The organism is Candidatus Phytoplasma mali (assembly GCF_000026205.1).
GTDB classification, from domain to species: Bacteria; Bacillota_I; Bacilli_A; order Acholeplasmatales; family Acholeplasmataceae; genus Phytoplasma; species Phytoplasma mali.
Window position 1 is genome coordinate 222,415 of the sequence record NC_011047.1, and the last position, 16,783, is coordinate 239,197.

Sequence of the window (16,783 nt, forward strand, 5' to 3'; positions counted from 1 at the left end):
TTAAAATAATTGAGAAATTTTTATAAAAAAATTTATAATATTATTTTTATTTTTAAATATTTAATAATTTTATTTTTCTTAAAAAAATAGTAATTTATAAAAATACAAAATTTATATTATATGAATGTAATATAAAATATTTAAAAAAATATTATTTTTTTTTAAAACTAAACTTATATTCATTTTTATTAATTAAATTTAAAATATTTTTTTTATGTTTAAATAAAATTATAAGATTAATAAAAAAAATAGTAATTAATTCTAATTTATTAACTGAACCTTGAAACAACAAAATAATATAAATCAAAAAAATAGTTAAAATTGAAGATAACGATGAATAACCAGAAATTAAAAAAATAACAATAAAAAATAACATACCTAATAAGCCATACATAGGTTCTAAACCACAAAACATACCTACTGTAGTAGCTACCGCTTTACCACCTTTAAAATTAGTAAAAAATGGATAAATATGTCCTAAAATAGAACATAATCCAAATATAATTCTATAATCATGAAAAACATTATTATTGTCTTTAAAAAAAAATACAGCTAAAAAACCCTTAAAAAAATCAAAAAAACAAGTAATAAGGCCATATTGAAAACCTAAAATTCTAGCAGCATTACTAGTTCCAATATTTTTAGAACCTAAAAAACGTAAATCTTTTTTTTTAAATAATTTACCTATTACCAAACCTGTAGGAAAAGATCCTACAAAATAAAAACTAATAGCAATACAAAAAATCTTAATAGACAATAAAGAAACATTATACAAAAGAATCACCACCTAACATTTTATTAATTTCTTCTTCTTTGTTTTAATTTTTTTTATAAAAAATATAAAATTTCTCTTATTATAAATTATTTTAAATTTATATAAAAAATAAAATAATTAAAAATAATAATAAAAAAGATTAATAATTTATTTAAATAATAATTATTAATAATTATAAATAACTTTATAAATCATTTCTTTAGTAATAGAACCTTCTCTTAAAATTTTAAAATTATTATTTAATTGCAAATCTAAAACAGTAGAAGATAATTTTGATAAATTTTGATTTGAACTATAAAAAATATAATCAACTTTTTTTTCATATATTTGACGAATAACTTTGTAATTATTTAAAGGAGGAAAACCGCTAATATTAACAGAAGTAGTTTTTAAAGGTCCATGTTTTTTTAATAATTTTAAAGCTAATGGATGTTTAGGTTGTCTAATACCTAAGTTGTTTTCTTTATTTTTTTTTTTATAAAAAGATGTAGTTTTTAAAATTAAAGTCAAAGGACCAGGCCAAAAATAATTAATTAATTTTCGAGATGTTGAATTAATTTTTACCAAATGTCTAACTTGCGATAAATCAGCAAATAAAACAGATAATGGTTTTGAAAAGTCTCTTTTTTTTAACTTATAAATTTTATTAATTCCTTCATTATCATTAATTTTAGCCCCTATCCCATAAATTGTATCCGTAGGAAAAATAATTAACGACCCTTTTTTCATATTACAATTATAAGATTTTATATTTAATACCAATAAATGTCAAAAAAAAAATATTTTAAAAAAATAATAATTTATTTATTATATTCATCAATTAAAGGTTCAATAATAAAATCTAATTTCCCTTCCATAATAATATCTAATTTTTTTAAATTTAAAGAAATACGATGATCAGTTATTCGATTTTGTGGATAATTATATGTTCTTATTTTTTCACTACGTTGACCATCACCAACTAAAAACTTTCTTTTTTTATTTTCTTTTTCCATATTTTGTTTATGAATTTTATCATAAATTCTGGCTTTTAATAAACTAAATGCTTTTTTTTTATTTTCATGTTGACTCTTACCTATTTGACAAGCCACACTAATATTAGACGGTAAATGAGTTAAACGCACTGCTGATTTAGTAGTATTAACCGATTGTCCACCCGGACCACTAGAATTAAAAGTATCAAAACGAATATCTTTCCAATCAATTTTAAAATCTATTTCATCTACCTCAGGCATAACTAAAACAGTAGAAGTAGAAGTATGAATACGACCTTGCACTTCGGTAGTAGGTACTCTTTGAACACGATGCACACCAGATTCATATTTTAAAAAATAATATACTTTTTTTCCAGACAAAATAAATTCTACTGAAGAAATACCACCTTTAATATTAGTCATTAAATTTAAAATTTCTAATTTCCAATTTTTTAATTCTGCATATTTACAATACATTCTAAATAAATCTGCAGAAAAAAGATTAGCTTCATCACCACCAGCAGCACCTTTAATTTGCATAATAACATTTTTATTATCTTCTGGTTCAAGCGGAAATAATAAATATTTAATTTTTTTTAATTCATTATGTATTTTTTCGTTTAAAATTTCTTGTTCTTGAAAGGCTAAATTTAATAAATCATCATTATTATTAGAGTCATTTTGAATAAAATGTTTTATTTTCAATAATTCTTTTTCTAAATTTAAATATTCGTTATAATTATCAACAATTTCTTTTAAATTTCCTATTTCTTTAAATAATTGAACTTTTTTTTTAGAATTTGTTTCTAATAAAATTAATTTTTGTAAATTTAAATATTTTTGATTTATTTTTTTTAATTTATCAAACATTTTTTAACTATTTTCCTTATTATAATAAGTTTAAATATATTTTATATAATTTATTAAAAGACCTATATTTCCTCTATAAAAGATAAATTGGTAAGATTAAAATCAAATTTTTTAATACCAATAATACCATGACGATTTTTAGAAATAATTAAATCTACTTTCACTACATCATTTTTTCCAAATTGATTTTTATCTTTGACATAATAATCATCACGATATAAAAACATTACAACATCAGCATCTTGTTCAATAGAACCAGAATCTCTTAAATCAGATAATATTGGTTTTTTATCTTCTCGTTTTTCTACATCACGAGATAATTGTGATAAAGCGAAAACTGGAATTTTTAACTCTCTCGCCATTTGTTTTAAATTTCGTGAAATATTTGATATTTCTGTTTGTCGATTATTTTTTTGATCAGAATCATGAATTAATTGCAAATAATCGATAATAACAAAATCCAATTTATTTTCATATTTTAATCGACGACATTGACTTCTAATTGTTGAAATATTTAAAGAAGATGAATCATCAAAAAAAATATTATACTCACTTATTTCATCACAAGTTTTCTGAATCATATTTAATTCATGTTCACTTAATCCTTTACTTAATATAATTTTTTTATGATATATTTTAGTTTTAAAACTTAACATTCTAGTTCCGATTTGTTCATTGGACATTTCTAAACTAAAAATAGCTATTACCGGCGGTGTTATATTAACTCTAGACATATTTAAAGCTAAATTCATGACAAAAGCACTCTTTCCCATTGCTGGTCTAGAAGCAAGTACAATAAATTCTTCTGGTTTAAAACCTAATGTAATTTTGTCTAAGCTATTAAATCCAGTCCTCAAACCAATAACTTGTTTATCAGAATTACGATTATTAATGGTTTTTTCTTGAATAGATTTTAATAAAGTTCCAATTTCTATAAAAAAATTAGTTTTTCTTTTTTGTGAAAATTTAAAAATTTCTGTTTCAGCTAAATCTAAATAATCTTGAGCATTGATTTTATCACTATAACCTTTAGCATTAATTGAAGCGCTAACTTCAATCAATTCTCTTTTCAAAGCTGCTTCTTTAATTAATTCTATATAAGTTTCTAAATTTTTAATATCAGAAATCAAATTAACTAAATCAATTAAATAATCTATATCTTCTTCTTTATCTTTTGATATATTTTTGTCTTTTAATAAAGAATGAACCGAAATATAATCAATGTCTTTTTTTTCTTTGAATAAATCTTTCATTACTTTAAAGATATTTCTATGTTTAATTTCAAAAAAATCTTCTACATATAAAACATCATAAATAAAATGCATTTTTTGAGGATATAAAAAAATAATTCCTAAAATAGCTTGTTCAGCTTCAAAATGAAAAGGTAATGTTTTTTTTATTATAACATTTTGCATTATTAAATCATCTTATCATCGATAATGTTAACTAAAAAATAAGCTTTAATTTCGTTAGTTAAAATAACTTCTATTTTATAAATGCCCAAAGAATTTATTTCGCCATCTAAACATATTTTTTTTCTATCAATCAAAATATTATATATTTTATGAAATTCTTCTACAATTCTTTTCGAAGTAACTTTTCCATAAATTTTTCCATTAGGACCTAATTTTACCTCAATATTAATTTTTTTATTATCAATTTCTGATTTCAATTTAGACATTAAAAATTCATGATTACGTTTTTTTTCTATCTCATCATTTTTTTCTTTCTTTATTTTTGCTATATTTTCATTATTAGCTAATAAAGCTTTTTTACTTTTTATTAAAAAATTAGCATAAATAGGAGTAACTTCGATCATTTCTCCTTTTAAACCCTTATTTTTAATATCTTCTAATAAAATAATTTTCATGCTAACACCAGTTTCATATTCTAATTTTAATAATTTTTTTAATTTTTGAACAGTTTCTTCAATATTACCACCTTTAATTTGGGTAGCTGCACTATTTAAATGCCCACCACCACCAAACTGTTCCATTAATATTTGCACATTAACATTATTATAAGATCTAGCACTAATACCAATAGTGTTTTCATTTAATTTAGTAAATGTAAAAGCAGCATCAATATTTTGAATATCTAAAACTGTTTCCGAAACTTGAGCTAAGAAAGATCTATTATCATAAATTTGTTCACTTTTAACAATAGCAAACCTTCCCATATAAATCTCCATTGTATCAATTAATTTATTTATTTCTAAAATTTTTATAAAATCATTTCTTAACCAAGATTTAACTTCCATACTATCTGCACCTAAATCTTTTAACTTAGCTAAAACTTCAAAAGTTATAGAGCTAGTACGATAAGTAAAATTATTAGTATCTAATAAAATTCCTGCATACATAATACTGGCTTCGAAAGGAGTAAATGTAATTTCTTTTCCTAAAAAACGAATTAATTCTATCATTAACTCTACAGTAGAAGAAGCGGAAGAATTTAAATAAGAAAAAAAACTTTTAATATTATCATTTGGTGTACGATGATGATCAATAACAATAATATTATTTGTTAAAGAAAGTAATTGAGGACTATTAGTTATTTCTTTTGATTGAGTATCTAAAACAGCTAAAGTATCATTTTTTTGAATAAGGTTTTTGGCTTGATCAGTAGTAATAATGTTATTTTTTATTTCTGGAATTTGAATTATAAGTTTATGATAAACAAAAGTAACACTAGGATCTAATTTATCTTCATCTATAATTAAATATTGCTTGTTAGAATTATTAATACTAGAAGCAATTCTGTAAAAAGCTATCATAGAAGCTAAAGAATCAAAATCAGTATTATTGTGTCCCATAATAAAACAATCATTATTTTTATTTAATATATCTAACAAAATTTGTGCATTAACTCTAACATTAACTTTAGAATTTTTAATAAAAGAATCTGTCTTAGCACCAAAAAATTTAATATTTTCATTTTCTATATTTACAACTGCTTGATCTCCGCCTCTTTTTTGAGATAATTCAATAGCATTTTGAGCATAAGAAGATAATTTATCATAAGATAAATTCCAACAAGCAATTCCAATTGAAAGTGTAATTTTTAACTGATATTTATTAGAAATATTTCTCACTTTTTCTAATATAGAAAATTTATCTTTTATAATAATTTCTAATTTTTCCCTATTGATAAGCAATAAAAAACGATTATCGAATAATTTTTTTAAATAACCTTCATAATTTTCTGCAAATTCAGAAATAACTGTCAAATATTGGCCTTGAATATGAGTTTGTTCAGATAAATCATAATGAACCAAAGACTCTTCTAAATTATCAAAAGACAAAATTGATAAAGCTGGTGTTTTTTGATAGTAAAGTTTTTTAATTTGTTCTTTTTCTGTAACATTAAACAAATAAAAAACATTAAATTCTTTTTTATATAAACATTCAAATTTCTCTTGATCAATATTTATAATAGTTGTATTATTATCGGAAACATTAGTTAATTTTTCCATTTCTTCATTTAAATTTTTTAAAGGTGTGTTAATGATAGGATTTTTTAAAATAGAATTAGCATAAGGATTTAACCATTGAACACCTTTTTCCACATCATCAATTAAAACAATACCTATAGGTAATTTATTAAAAACTTCTTCGCCCACTTGATTTACATAGTAAGATAACTTAGACCATAAAGAAAGTTTATTTCTTAAACGATTAATTTCAAAATAATTTTGAAAATTCAACAAAAAACCTATGCATAAAATTAATAAAAATATTTTAACTAAAAGACTAAAAGTAGTAAAAGTAGTCCATACTTGTTTTATTGATGTTTCTCCGCCAGTTATTATACTTTTAATTTTATCATTAATACTGATCAAATCCATAGTCAAACTAACAAATAATATAAAAATAACTATTACACAAAATAAAATAAAAATAGCTTTATAGTTAATTTTTTTTTTGAACATGAAATTTAATAAAACTCTTTCTTTGTATTTTTAAATATTATAAAAAAATAAACAGAATTAAAATATTCTGTTTGTTTTATTTTTTTATAAAAGGAAGTAAAGCCATATGACGAGCTCTTTTTATTGCAATTGCTAAACGTCTTTGCCAAATAGCACTAGTACCTGTTATTCTTTTTGGTATAATTTTTCCTTGTTCAGTAATAAATTTTTTTAATAATTCTATATCTTTAAAATCGATTTTAGTTATTTTATTATCTGTAAAATAACAAACTTTATTACGTTTTTTAAAAATTTTCTTTTTATTAAATTTCATAATTTACTCTCTCCTTATCAGTTTAAAACGGAAGGTTATCATCGTCATCTTCATTATTGTAAATATCAATATTCTTTTTATTATTGTTAATTTCTAAATTATCACTAAAATTATTAGATTTTTTTGGTTCTAAAAATTGAATACTATCACAATAAACTTCAGTTACATAACGTCTAGTACCATCTGGAGCATCATAACTACTAGTTCTTATATTACCTTCAATACCTAATAAAGCGCCTTTTGTAATATATTTTGTTAAATTTTCAGCTTGTTTTCGCCAAACTACACAACTAATAAAATCAGTTTCCTTATTACCTTCTTTATTAGTAAAATTTCTACCAACAGCTAAACTAAACTTAACCGTAGGTATATCAAGATTAACATAGCGTAACTCTGGGTCTTTAGTTATTCTACCCACTAAAATAACTTTATTAATCATAAATACATCACTCCTCTTTTATAACTATAGATCTTATTATATCTTCGTTAATTTTCACAACACGATTAAATTCTTCTATCATTTGTGGCATAGCATTCAAAAACATAGAAACATAATAACCTTTGTAATGTTTATCAATACAATAAGCTAAATCTTTTAATCCTAGTTCTTTTGATTGAATAATTTTATTTTCATTATTATAAAATATTTTATTAATAGTTTCAACATTTTTTTTTATTTCTTCATCCCCTATATTAGGACGCATAATATATAATATTTCGTATTTTTTCATATTTTTTTCTCCTTATGGACATTTTTTTTGTTCTTTAATTAATAAAGAAAAGGATCAACCCGAATAGAATTTTCATTTTCTATTTTATTTTATCAAATTTATCAAAAATAGTGATATTTATTAAAAATATTAATTGAAAGAAAAATTATTTATTTAAAACACATTTTAAAGATTTTGATTTGATAATTAATATAATATATAAAATAAATATTTTTCATTATTTAAATTAATAAATCAAAATTATTTTATATTAATTAATAATAAATAATCATTTTGCTATTTATTTATCTTATTAATTAATATAAAATTTAAAAAAATAAAATATAAAAAATATTTAAATTTATATATTGGCAGGGATATCAGGATTCGAACCCGAACAAGCGGTTTTGGAGACCGTTATGCTAACCGTTAACATCATATCCCTATATTTTTATAATTTTAATATATCATATTTGATAAAAATAAACATGGTACGGGTGACAGGACTTGAACCTGCAAGTTTTATTAAACGCTAGATCCTAAGTCTAGTGCGTCTGCCATTCCGCCACACCCGCAAAATAATACATACTTATAAAAAATTATTAATAAATAAAAAATTGGCAGGCCCAGCTGGATTTGAACCAACGAATCACGGAGTCAAAGTCCGTTGCCTTACCACTTGGCTATGGGCCTAAATAATAATAATTTATAATAAATAATATTGTTTGGGGCGGTTGATGGGAATCGAACCCACGAATATCGGCGCCACAAGCCGCCGCGTTAACCACTTCGCCACAACCGCCATTTTTAATAAATAATTAAATAACTTAAATATTTTAAACTAAAATTATTTATTCATAAAATAAACAACACATTACACATTTTATAATCATATTAATTAATAATTTATAAATTAAAAATTATATTCAATATTGAAAAATATTAAAATTACAAAAAATTATAATTATTTAAACATATAATATATAAGTATATCAAACATTTAAATTTTATGAATATAATTTAATTAACATTTCTAGAAATATAATGAATATTAGAAAAATTTCTTAAATTAATCATTAAATTATCTAATTCTTGTTTATTATTAACTAATATTTTTAATTTAATAATGGTTTCAAATTTATTATTAATAACATTTAAATTAACAACATTAATAGCAAATTTATTCAATTTATTCATAATTTGTGGCAATAAAGAAATATTTTTAGAACATTTTATATACAAATAAGTTGAATTTTTGATTTTAACATTAAAATCCCAAACAACATTAACTAATTTATTTTTATTATATTTTTTTAAATTTTTACATTCACTACAATGTATAACAACACCTTGTTCTTTACTAATAAATCCTAAAATTGTATCTCCTAAAACAGGTAAACAACAATTAGCTAATTTTAATTTTATATTACTTAAACCATCAACAATAATACCAATTTTATTTTTTTTATTTGATATTTGTGAAGATTTATTAATATAATGATTCAATAATTTTTTTTGTTCATCTTCTTTAAAAACATGTTGTTGAAAAATTAATTTAGGAGAAATATTTTTTTTACCTATTTCTAAATAAAAATCATTTAAAGAGTTAAAATTATATTTTTTTAAATTATTTTTTAAAAATTTATTATCAATAGTAAAAAATATTTTTTGTAATTGCTTTTCTTTTTCTAATAATTCTTTTCCTAATGAAATCAAGTCTTCGTTTTGATATTTATATAATATATGTTTAATTTTTCTTTTTGCATAAATAGTTTTAACAATTCTTAACCATTCTTTATTAATTGTTGCAACATTTTTATTAGTTTTAATATCAACAAAATCACCATTTTTTAATTGATAATTTAAAGGAGTAATTTTACCATTAATAATAGCTCCAGACATTTTAGCACCAATTTCAGTATGAATTCTAAAAGCAAAATCAATTGGTGTGGAACCTTTAGGCAATTCTAAAACTTTTTGTTTAGGAGTAAAAACATAAACATTTTCACTTAAAATATCATTTTTAATTGCATCCGTAAACTCTTTAGAAGTTTCTTGAGGATAATTATCAGAATCTTTAGTGATTTTAATAAGTTCATTATACCATCTTAATTTTTTCGCAATTTCTAATTGTTTTGTTTCTTTAGAATAAACTTTATTTTCTTTATAAGTCCAATGAGAAGCAATACCTTTTTCAGCTATTTCGTCCATTGCCATTGTTCTAATTTGAATTTCGAATAAAATACCTTCTGTTTTTGATAAAACTGTAGTATGCAAGGATTGATATAAATTAGGTTTAGGAACAGCAATATAATCTTTAAATTTTAACGGAATAGGAAAATAATTAGCATGAATAATTCCTAAAATTTGATAACATAAATCTAAATTATCAACAATAATTCTAATAGCAAATAAATCAAAAATTTCAGAAAAACTCAAATTTCTTTTAGTCATTTTTTTATAAATGCTATAAATATTTTTAACTCTTCCTTTAATTATAAAATTATTTAAATTATTTTGAAAAAATAATTGTTTAATATTAGTTATAATTTTTTCTATAGCTATTTCTCTTTCTCTTTTTTTAGCCTTAATTAATTCTGAAATATGATAGTAAATTTGAGGATTAATATATCTTAAACATAAATCTTCTAATTCAGATTTAATTTCAAAAAGGCCTAAACGATGAGTTAAAGAAGCATAAATTTCTAATGTTTCTTTAGCTATTCTAACTTGTTTTTCGGGTCTTAATGATTTTAAAGTTTGCATATTATGTAATCTATCAACAATTTTAATAATAACAACTCTAATGTCTTGAGCCATTGCTAAAAAAATTTTTTGATGATTATCAGATTGTCCTGAATCTTGATTAAAAACTAACTTATCTAACTTAGTAACATATTTAACTAAATTAGCTATGTCTTCACCCATTAAATTAGTTAATTCTGAAAAACTTAAATCAGTATCTTCTAAAATATCATGTAATAAACCAGCCATTAAAGTATTAGGTTCTACATTTAAATGAGATAAAATTTTAGCTACAGTGACTAAGTGAACAATATAATCTTCACCTGTTAATCTTTTTTGTCCAGCATGTTTATACTTAGCCAACTGATAAGCTTTAGTTATTTTATTTAAAATTTGTGTTTTAGAAATATTTTTAGTAACAGTTTTAATTAAATCTTGAAATAAAATATCATTTTGTAAATAGTTTTTTTTTATTATCAAATAATATCCCCCTTTTTTTCTTTATAATTATTTAAAAAAATAATATAAATTTAAATAATTTTTAAACATAAATCATTTTTTTATTGTGAGAATAAACTTCTTTAATCATACCAGAACCCAAACAAATATCTTCTAAATAAAAAGCACAAATTTGTCCTGGAGTCACGGCTTTAATTTTTTGAGGATAATAAACTTTAACTGTAGTATTATTTAACCAAGTAATACTAATTTTTTGATCTAATTGACGATAACGAAATTTAGCGTTTAAATTTTTTTTAGAAATTTTAATTTGTTCTTGAATATCATAAATAGTACCACGCCATACCACATCTACTATTAAAGCAGAATCACTGTACAAATAAAAATGTTCTGAGCCTTGTTCTACATATAATATATTCTTTTTTAAGTTTTTGCCAACAACAAACCAAGGGGATTGATTAAATTGACAACCACCTAAACCTAAACCTTTTCTTTGACCAATAGTATAATATATGGTCCCTCGATGTTCTTTTAAATAAGTTCCATCAAGCTTTTTCATTTTTCCTGGTTTCATTGGTAAATAATTTTTTAAAAAATCAAAAAAACGTCTTTCACCAATAAAACAAATACCAGTTGAATCTTTTTTATTAGCGTTTATTAAACCAGCTTTTTTAGCTATTTCTCTAACTTCTGGTTTAGTTAAATTTCCTAAAGGAAAAATAATTTTTTTCAATTGATGTTGTTTTAATTGAGATAAAAAATAACTCTGATCTTTATTTGTATCAAAAGCTTTTTTTAAAATTAATTTATTATTTTTATCATAATCTATATTTGCATAATGACCGGTAGCAATAAAATCAGGTTTAAATGTATCAACATATTTAGTAAAAACATTAAATTTAATTTCATTATTGCACAATACATCAGGATTAGGAGTTAAATTTTTTTTTAAAGAATCTAGAAAATATTTAAAAACTTTATTCCAATATTCTTCTACAAAATCAACCTTATGTAATTTAATTTCTAATTGTTGGGATATTTTTAAAGCGTCTTGATAATCTTTTGTTTGAGGACACACTAATTCTTTAATATCAGGATTACCCTTAATATCAAAATTTAAACCAGAATCCCAATTTTTCATAAAAACAGCCTCTACTAAATAACCTTTTTGTTTTAATAATAAAGCTGCAACACTACTATCTACTCCTCCAGATAAACCAATAATAACTTTTTTTTTCATATTTTTATTAATTTTTAATTTTGATTTATTTCAAAATCTAACGGTAATTTAAATTCTGTTCGAGAAGATAAACTGTTGTCTAATATTTTTGGTCCTGGAGAAATATATTGTCTTTTGTGTTGTGATTTATAAAATTTTTGTAAATAATCATTAACTAATTTTAAACTTTTTTTACTGTCAAAATTAAAAACTTCTTTTAAAAACCAAGCTATTTTATCTTTTTTCAAACCTTTAAATAAAAAATAATATAAAATAAAATCTTCAATAATTATTTTTTCTTGTAATAAATCATTGGCTTTTGATAAATAAATTTTTTTTAATTCTGAATCCATATTCAAATCATCAAATTCTAAATTATATAAAAATAATTTTTGCATAAAAGTATTAGATATTCCAACATTAACATTATAAATATAATCATAAAAAAACTGAATTTTAATCTTACCTAATGCAATATCAGATAAATTATAGGTAGCTAAAAATAAATTTTTTTTATCAAATATATCTTTATTATCAACATCTCGTAAAATATTCTTTTCAGAATTTAATAGTAATGAATGATTTTCTTTTAATATAGAAACAGTTTTTACAATATTATTGATTTCTAATTGTTTTAAAAATTGTTTAATTTTTTTAAAATGATTAATATCACTAAATTCATAATAAGGTAAAATGATAATCAAATTATTTAAATCTTTTTTTAAATTTAAAAAAACTTTATAAACAACCATTAAAGATAAAAAATCTTGAATGCTATTGGTAATATTTAAAATTACTTTAACTTTTGGTAGATAATTTAATTTATTTTGTAAAGAGTAAACTTGAAGCATATCAGCTATTTTTAATTGTTTAGATAAATTATTATTCGGGATAAATGGCAAACAATCTAAATTATTTTCAAAAATATATTTTTTCGTTTCCTTTAATTGAAAATTAACTTTTTGAAATTTAAAAAATTTATTAATTATTTGATCACCGTAAGTAGTATCAACCATTCTTTGATTTTTGATAGAATCAAGACAAACATCCACAACCAAACTAACATCTTGATCAAATAAATGTTTTTCACCTATCAATTGACCTAAAACGGCAGCTATTTTATGATTAGAAAAAACAACATCTGTTGATGATTCTGTTATTCCACTACTAGTATAAAAATATCCTCCTATTTGTTTACGAGAATGATTTATTACAGCCATTAAACGTTGTTCTGTTTTACCAATATGTTCAACAGAAGATGATAAATTAAAAATTATGTGAGCACCATTTAAAACTAAAAGATCACTGGGAGATTCTATAGTCCATAAATCTTGACAAATTTCAACTCCAAAAATTAAATCAAATTCTTTATTAATAAATAAAATATCACCAAATGGAACTTTTTGTCCTAATAAAATAATTTCTGTTTGATAAAAATTTTTCCCCGATTGAAACCATCTTTTTTCATTAAACTCTTTATAATTTGGAATAGTTTTTTTAGGAACAATGCCTAAAATACGTTTATTTTGTATAATAACTGCTACATTAAAAATTAAAGCATTAATAACTAAAGGTATTCCCAAAATATAAATTCCTTGGAAAGATGTATTATTGATTAACCATTCTAAAGCTTTAATATTTTCCTCTAAAAAATCAGTTTTAAAAAATAAATCTCCTGCACTATAACTACTTAAACAAAGTTCTGGAAATAATACAAAACTAGATAAACTTAAATCTATAACTTTTAATATTTTTTCAGCATTAATAAAAGGATTGCAAATTTTAATATCAGGACTAGATAATTCAATTTTGATTAAACCATTTTTATACATAATTATAATTAAAAACCTTTCTATATTTTTTTAAAAAAATAAATCTCATTATATTAGTATTTATTAATCTTTCTAAAATTTAATTAAAAAAACAATTTACAATTTTAAATTATAATTTATTAGAAAAAATATTATCAATATTAATAATATTATATATATTTTTTAATAAAATTTTATCATAAAAATTTAATCTTTTAAAATTTTTTTAAAAAATAAGTAATATTTATTTTTTATAAATTTGACATTTTTTTTTAACTATATTATAATTAAATTTGATGTTATATACAATAATTTATTATTTTTGAATTTTAAAAATTAATGAAAATATCATCATTAAAAAAACATTATTTATAAAACATCGTAATTTCATTAAGATATAATAAATATTTAAATTTCATAACATTTTAATGCATTTTAAAAATTTAAAAAAAAGGGGTGAAGATGTTGATTAGACCTTTAGAAGATAATGTAATTTTAGAATTTAAAATTGAAAAAAATACTACAGATAGCGGAATTATTGTAAATACTCAAGAAAAAGAAAAATCATCAGTTGGAATAGTTATTGCAGTAGGACCAAAAGTATCAGAAATTAAAAAAAATGATGAAGTAATTTACAAAAATTATTCAGGTAATAAAATTAAAATTGAAGAAAAAGAATATTTAGTAATTTCTTCGAAAGATATTTTAGCTCTATTGTAAAATAATTTTTTAAAAAAAGTTTATAAATAAATGTCGTTATTATTAACATTTATTATAAAATTAAAAATAAATTTTTAAAATAAAAAACAATAATAAATACTTAAAAAGTAAATTAAATTGCTAAAAATATTAATAATTGAAAAAATAAATTAAATACGAAAGGAGTAAATTTTTAATATGGCAAAAGAAATTATTTACAATAAAGAAGCAAGAAAAGAACTTCTTAAAGGAGTAGATATTTTATCAAATACTGTTAAAGTTACCTTAGGTCCTAAAGGACGTAATGTTATTTTAGAAAAAAATTACGAATCTCCTTTAATCGTTAATGATGGAGTTTCTATTGCTAAAGAAATAGAATTAAAAGATCCTTTTCAAAATATGGGAGCTAAATTATTATATGAAGTTGCTTCTAAAACAAATGATAATGCAGGAGATGGAACCACAACTGCTACTATTTTAGCTCAAAAAATGATTCATAGAGGTTTTAAAGCAATAGATTTAGGGGCTAATCCTGTTTTAGTAAAAGAAGGAATAGAAAAAGCAACAAAAAAAGTTATATCAAAACTTTTAGAAAAATCAAAACCAGTAATAACACAAGAAGATATAGAAAATGTAGCTTCTATTTCATCTGGAAGTAAAGAAATTGGAAAAATAATTGCTTTAGCAATGCAAAAAGTAACAAAAAATGGTGTTATTAACGTTGATGAATCTAAAGGATTTGAAACCAAATTAGAAGTAGTTGAAGGTATGCAATATGATAAAGGTTACGCTTCACCTTATTTTGTTAACAATAGGGAAACTATGTCAGTCGATTTAGAACAACCTTTAGTTTTAGTAACAGACCATAAAATAAACAATATTCAAGAAATTTTACATTTATTAGAAGAAGTAGTAAAACAAGGTAAGTCATTATTAATAATTGCTGATTCTGTTGAAAATGAAGTTACCAGTATTTTAGTTATCAACAAAATGAAAGGAACATTTAATATAGTTGTTACTAATGCGCCTGGTTTTGGTGATAATCAAAAAGAAAATTTACAAGATATTGCTATTTTAACTCAAGCTAAATTTATTTCTAAAGATTTAAATATGAATCTAAAAGATATAAAAATGAAAGATTTAGGTAATGTTCATAAAGCATTAATTAAAAAAGACAACACTGTATTAGTTGGAGCTCAAAAAACTTCCGCTTTAAAAGAAAGAATTAAAGAAATAGAAATCCAATGTGCTAATGCTGATAACGAATTTGAAAAAAATAACTTAAAAGAAAGATTAGCTAAATTATCAGGAGGAGTCGCTTTAATTAAAGTTGGAGCAGCTACTGAAACAGAATTAAAAGAAAAAAAATTAAGAATTGAAGATGCTTTAAATGCTACCAAAGCAGCTATAACTGAAGGAATTGTTGTAGGTGGAGGTAAAGCTTTAATAGAAATTTATAAAGAATTAAACGTTAACTTAACTGATTCTAATCCAGATATACAAAAAGGGATTAATGTAGTTATTGAAAGTCTTTTAGCACCAACATATCAAATTGCAGAAAATGCAGGTTTTGATGGTGATCACGTAATTCGTAAACAATTATCCGAACCAGAAAATTTTGGATTTGATGCCAAAGAAGGTATTTATACTAATTTATTAAAAAAAGGTATTATTGATCCAACCAAAGTTGCTCGTCAAGCAGTTATAAATGCAGCTTCTATTGCTTCGTTAATAATAACTACTGAAGCAGCAGTAGTAACAATAAAAGAGAACAATAATAAAGAAAATTCTATGATGATGCCAGAATAATAAAATTTAAATATTTTATCATAAAAAATAATATAAAAAGCTAAATTATTTAAAAAATAATTTAGCTTTTTTTTGTATAAAAAAATAATTTAATTTGCCTAGTACAATATTTTAAAAAAATTAAAATATATTTTTTTATATTTTAATAATGAATAAAAATTAAATTTATAAAAACTAGAAAGAAAAAAATAGTTTAATGTTAATAAAAATTTGAAAAATAATTTTTTTATTTATTATGAAATTAAATTTAATAAATGGTTTTTTTATTTTTTTTAAAAGTCTAAAAAATGCAACACTTCACAATTTTATGAATAGTATAAAATTCATCAAATTTTCTTTCATTTGTTAAATGATTATTTTGAAATTTTACTATATCGATATGTGGATATTCAATTTCAAGTTGATTAATTATAATGTGGTATTTCTATTTTGGGAGTTTGATATTGTTGTTTAATGGTATTAATAATT

Annotated in this window: 13 protein-coding genes and 4 tRNA genes; 2 read left to right on the top strand and 15 right to left on the bottom strand. The window is 21.4% G+C overall.

Annotation, left to right across the window (positions count from 1 at the left end):
• Window positions 1–151 precede the first annotated feature (151 nt).
• The 15 genes from plsY to ATP_RS00955 form a co-directional block, all read right to left on the bottom strand.
• Window positions 152–775 carry a glycerol-3-phosphate 1-O-acyltransferase PlsY gene (plsY, locus tag ATP_RS00885; protein ID WP_041186063.1) on the bottom strand — a complete coding sequence of 208 codons (624 nt, stop codon included), beginning with the start codon at window positions 773–775 and terminating at the stop codon, window positions 152–154.
• Between the two features lie 165 nt (window positions 776–940).
• Window positions 941–1,504, bottom strand: a complete 564-nt coding sequence (locus tag ATP_RS00890; protein WP_012504326.1) for an L-threonylcarbamoyladenylate synthase — start codon at window positions 1,502–1,504, stop codon at window positions 941–943.
• A gap of 71 nt (window positions 1,505–1,575) precedes the next feature.
• On the bottom strand, window positions 1,576–2,619 hold the full coding sequence (gene prfA, locus ATP_RS00895; RefSeq protein ID WP_012504327.1) for a peptide chain release factor 1: 1,044 nt from the start codon (window positions 2,617–2,619) through the stop codon (window positions 1,576–1,578).
• A gap of 62 nt (window positions 2,620–2,681) precedes the next feature.
• Window positions 2,682–4,034 carry a replicative DNA helicase gene (gene dnaB, locus ATP_RS00900; RefSeq protein ID WP_012504328.1) on the bottom strand — a complete coding sequence of 451 codons (1,353 nt, stop codon included), beginning with the start codon at window positions 4,032–4,034 and terminating at the stop codon, window positions 2,682–2,684.
• Between the two features lie 2 nt (window positions 4,035–4,036).
• Window positions 4,037–6,550, bottom strand: coding sequence for a 50S ribosomal protein L9 (rplI, locus tag ATP_RS00905; protein WP_012504329.1), 2,514 nt, complete (start codon window positions 6,548–6,550; stop codon window positions 4,037–4,039).
• Between the two features lie 76 nt (window positions 6,551–6,626).
• On the bottom strand, window positions 6,627–6,863 hold the full coding sequence (gene rpsR / locus ATP_RS00910; RefSeq protein WP_012504330.1) for a 30S ribosomal protein S18: 237 nt from the start codon (window positions 6,861–6,863) through the stop codon (window positions 6,627–6,629).
• 22 nt (window positions 6,864–6,885) lie between these two features.
• A complete protein-coding gene (locus ATP_RS00915) occupies window positions 6,886–7,302 on the bottom strand; it encodes a single-stranded DNA-binding protein (RefSeq protein ID WP_012504331.1) in 417 nt (138 codons plus the stop codon).
• 7 nt (window positions 7,303–7,309) lie between these two features.
• A complete protein-coding gene (gene rpsF, locus ATP_RS00920) occupies window positions 7,310–7,594 on the bottom strand; it encodes a 30S ribosomal protein S6 (protein WP_012504332.1) in 285 nt (94 codons plus the stop codon).
• A 348-nt stretch (window positions 7,595–7,942) separates the two neighbouring features.
• Window positions 7,943–8,018, bottom strand: a tRNA-Trp gene (locus ATP_RS00925).
• 44 nt (window positions 8,019–8,062) lie between these two features.
• A tRNA-Leu gene (locus ATP_RS00930) sits at window positions 8,063–8,148 on the bottom strand.
• Window positions 8,149–8,191: 43 nt separating this feature from the next.
• Window positions 8,192–8,266, bottom strand: a tRNA-Gln gene (locus ATP_RS00935).
• A 33-nt stretch (window positions 8,267–8,299) separates the two neighbouring features.
• Window positions 8,300–8,375: transfer RNA gene (locus tag ATP_RS00940), tRNA-His, on the bottom strand.
• 218 nt (window positions 8,376–8,593) lie between these two features.
• Window positions 8,594–10,798: a RelA/SpoT family protein gene (locus ATP_RS00945; RefSeq protein WP_012504333.1), complete on the bottom strand. Its 2,205-nt coding sequence runs from the start codon at window positions 10,796–10,798 to the stop codon at window positions 8,594–8,596.
• Between the two features lie 61 nt (window positions 10,799–10,859).
• Complete coding sequence (gene mnmA / locus ATP_RS00950) at window positions 10,860–12,029, bottom strand: tRNA 2-thiouridine(34) synthase MnmA (protein WP_269445978.1); 1,170 nt, start codon at window positions 12,027–12,029, stop codon at window positions 10,860–10,862.
• A 2-nt stretch (window positions 12,030–12,031) separates the two neighbouring features.
• The gene (locus tag ATP_RS00955; protein WP_012504335.1) at window positions 12,032–13,828 is read right to left on the bottom strand and encodes a nitrilase-related carbon-nitrogen hydrolase; all 1,797 of its coding nucleotides are present in this window, start codon (window positions 13,826–13,828) and stop codon (window positions 12,032–12,034) included.
• A gap of 441 nt (window positions 13,829–14,269) precedes the next feature.
• Here ATP_RS00955 and ATP_RS00960 point away from each other — a divergent pair, with 441 nt between their 5' ends.
• Complete coding sequence (locus ATP_RS00960) at window positions 14,270–14,527, top strand: molecular chaperone GroES (RefSeq protein ID WP_041186064.1); 258 nt, start codon at window positions 14,270–14,272, stop codon at window positions 14,525–14,527.
• 177 nt (window positions 14,528–14,704) lie between these two features.
• On the top strand, window positions 14,705–16,315 hold the full coding sequence (gene groL, locus ATP_RS00965) for a chaperonin GroEL (protein WP_012504337.1): 1,611 nt from the start codon (window positions 14,705–14,707) through the stop codon (window positions 16,313–16,315).
• The last annotated feature ends 468 nt before the right edge of the window (window positions 16,316–16,783 follow it).

Excerpts from the sequence above, each read along its gene's own strand:
- ATP_RS00890 (WP_012504326.1), bottom strand. The coding sequence starts at position 1,504 with ATGAAAAAAGGGTCGTTAATTATTTTTCCTACGGATACAATTTATGGG.
- prfA (WP_012504327.1), bottom strand. The coding sequence starts at position 2,619 with ATGTTTGATAAATTAAAAAAAATAAATCAAAAATATTTAAATTTACAA.
- dnaB (WP_012504328.1), bottom strand. The coding sequence starts at position 4,034 with ATGCAAAATGTTATAATAAAAAAAACATTACCTTTTCATTTTGAAGCT.
- rplI (WP_012504329.1), bottom strand. The coding sequence starts at position 6,550 with ATGTTCAAAAAAAAAATTAACTATAAAGCTATTTTTATTTTATTTTGT.
- rpsR (WP_012504330.1), bottom strand. The coding sequence starts at position 6,863 with ATGAAATTTAATAAAAAGAAAATTTTTAAAAAACGTAATAAAGTTTGT.
- ATP_RS00915 (WP_012504331.1), bottom strand. The coding sequence starts at position 7,302 with ATGATTAATAAAGTTATTTTAGTGGGTAGAATAACTAAAGACCCAGAG.
- rpsF (WP_012504332.1), bottom strand. The coding sequence starts at position 7,594 with ATGAAAAAATACGAAATATTATATATTATGCGTCCTAATATAGGGGAT.
- ATP_RS00955 (WP_012504335.1), bottom strand. The coding sequence starts at position 13,828 with ATGTATAAAAATGGTTTAATCAAAATTGAATTATCTAGTCCTGATATT.
- ATP_RS00960 (WP_041186064.1), top strand. The coding sequence starts at position 14,270 with ATGTTGATTAGACCTTTAGAAGATAATGTAATTTTAGAATTTAAAATT.
- groL (WP_012504337.1), top strand. The coding sequence starts at position 14,705 with ATGGCAAAAGAAATTATTTACAATAAAGAAGCAAGAAAAGAACTTCTT.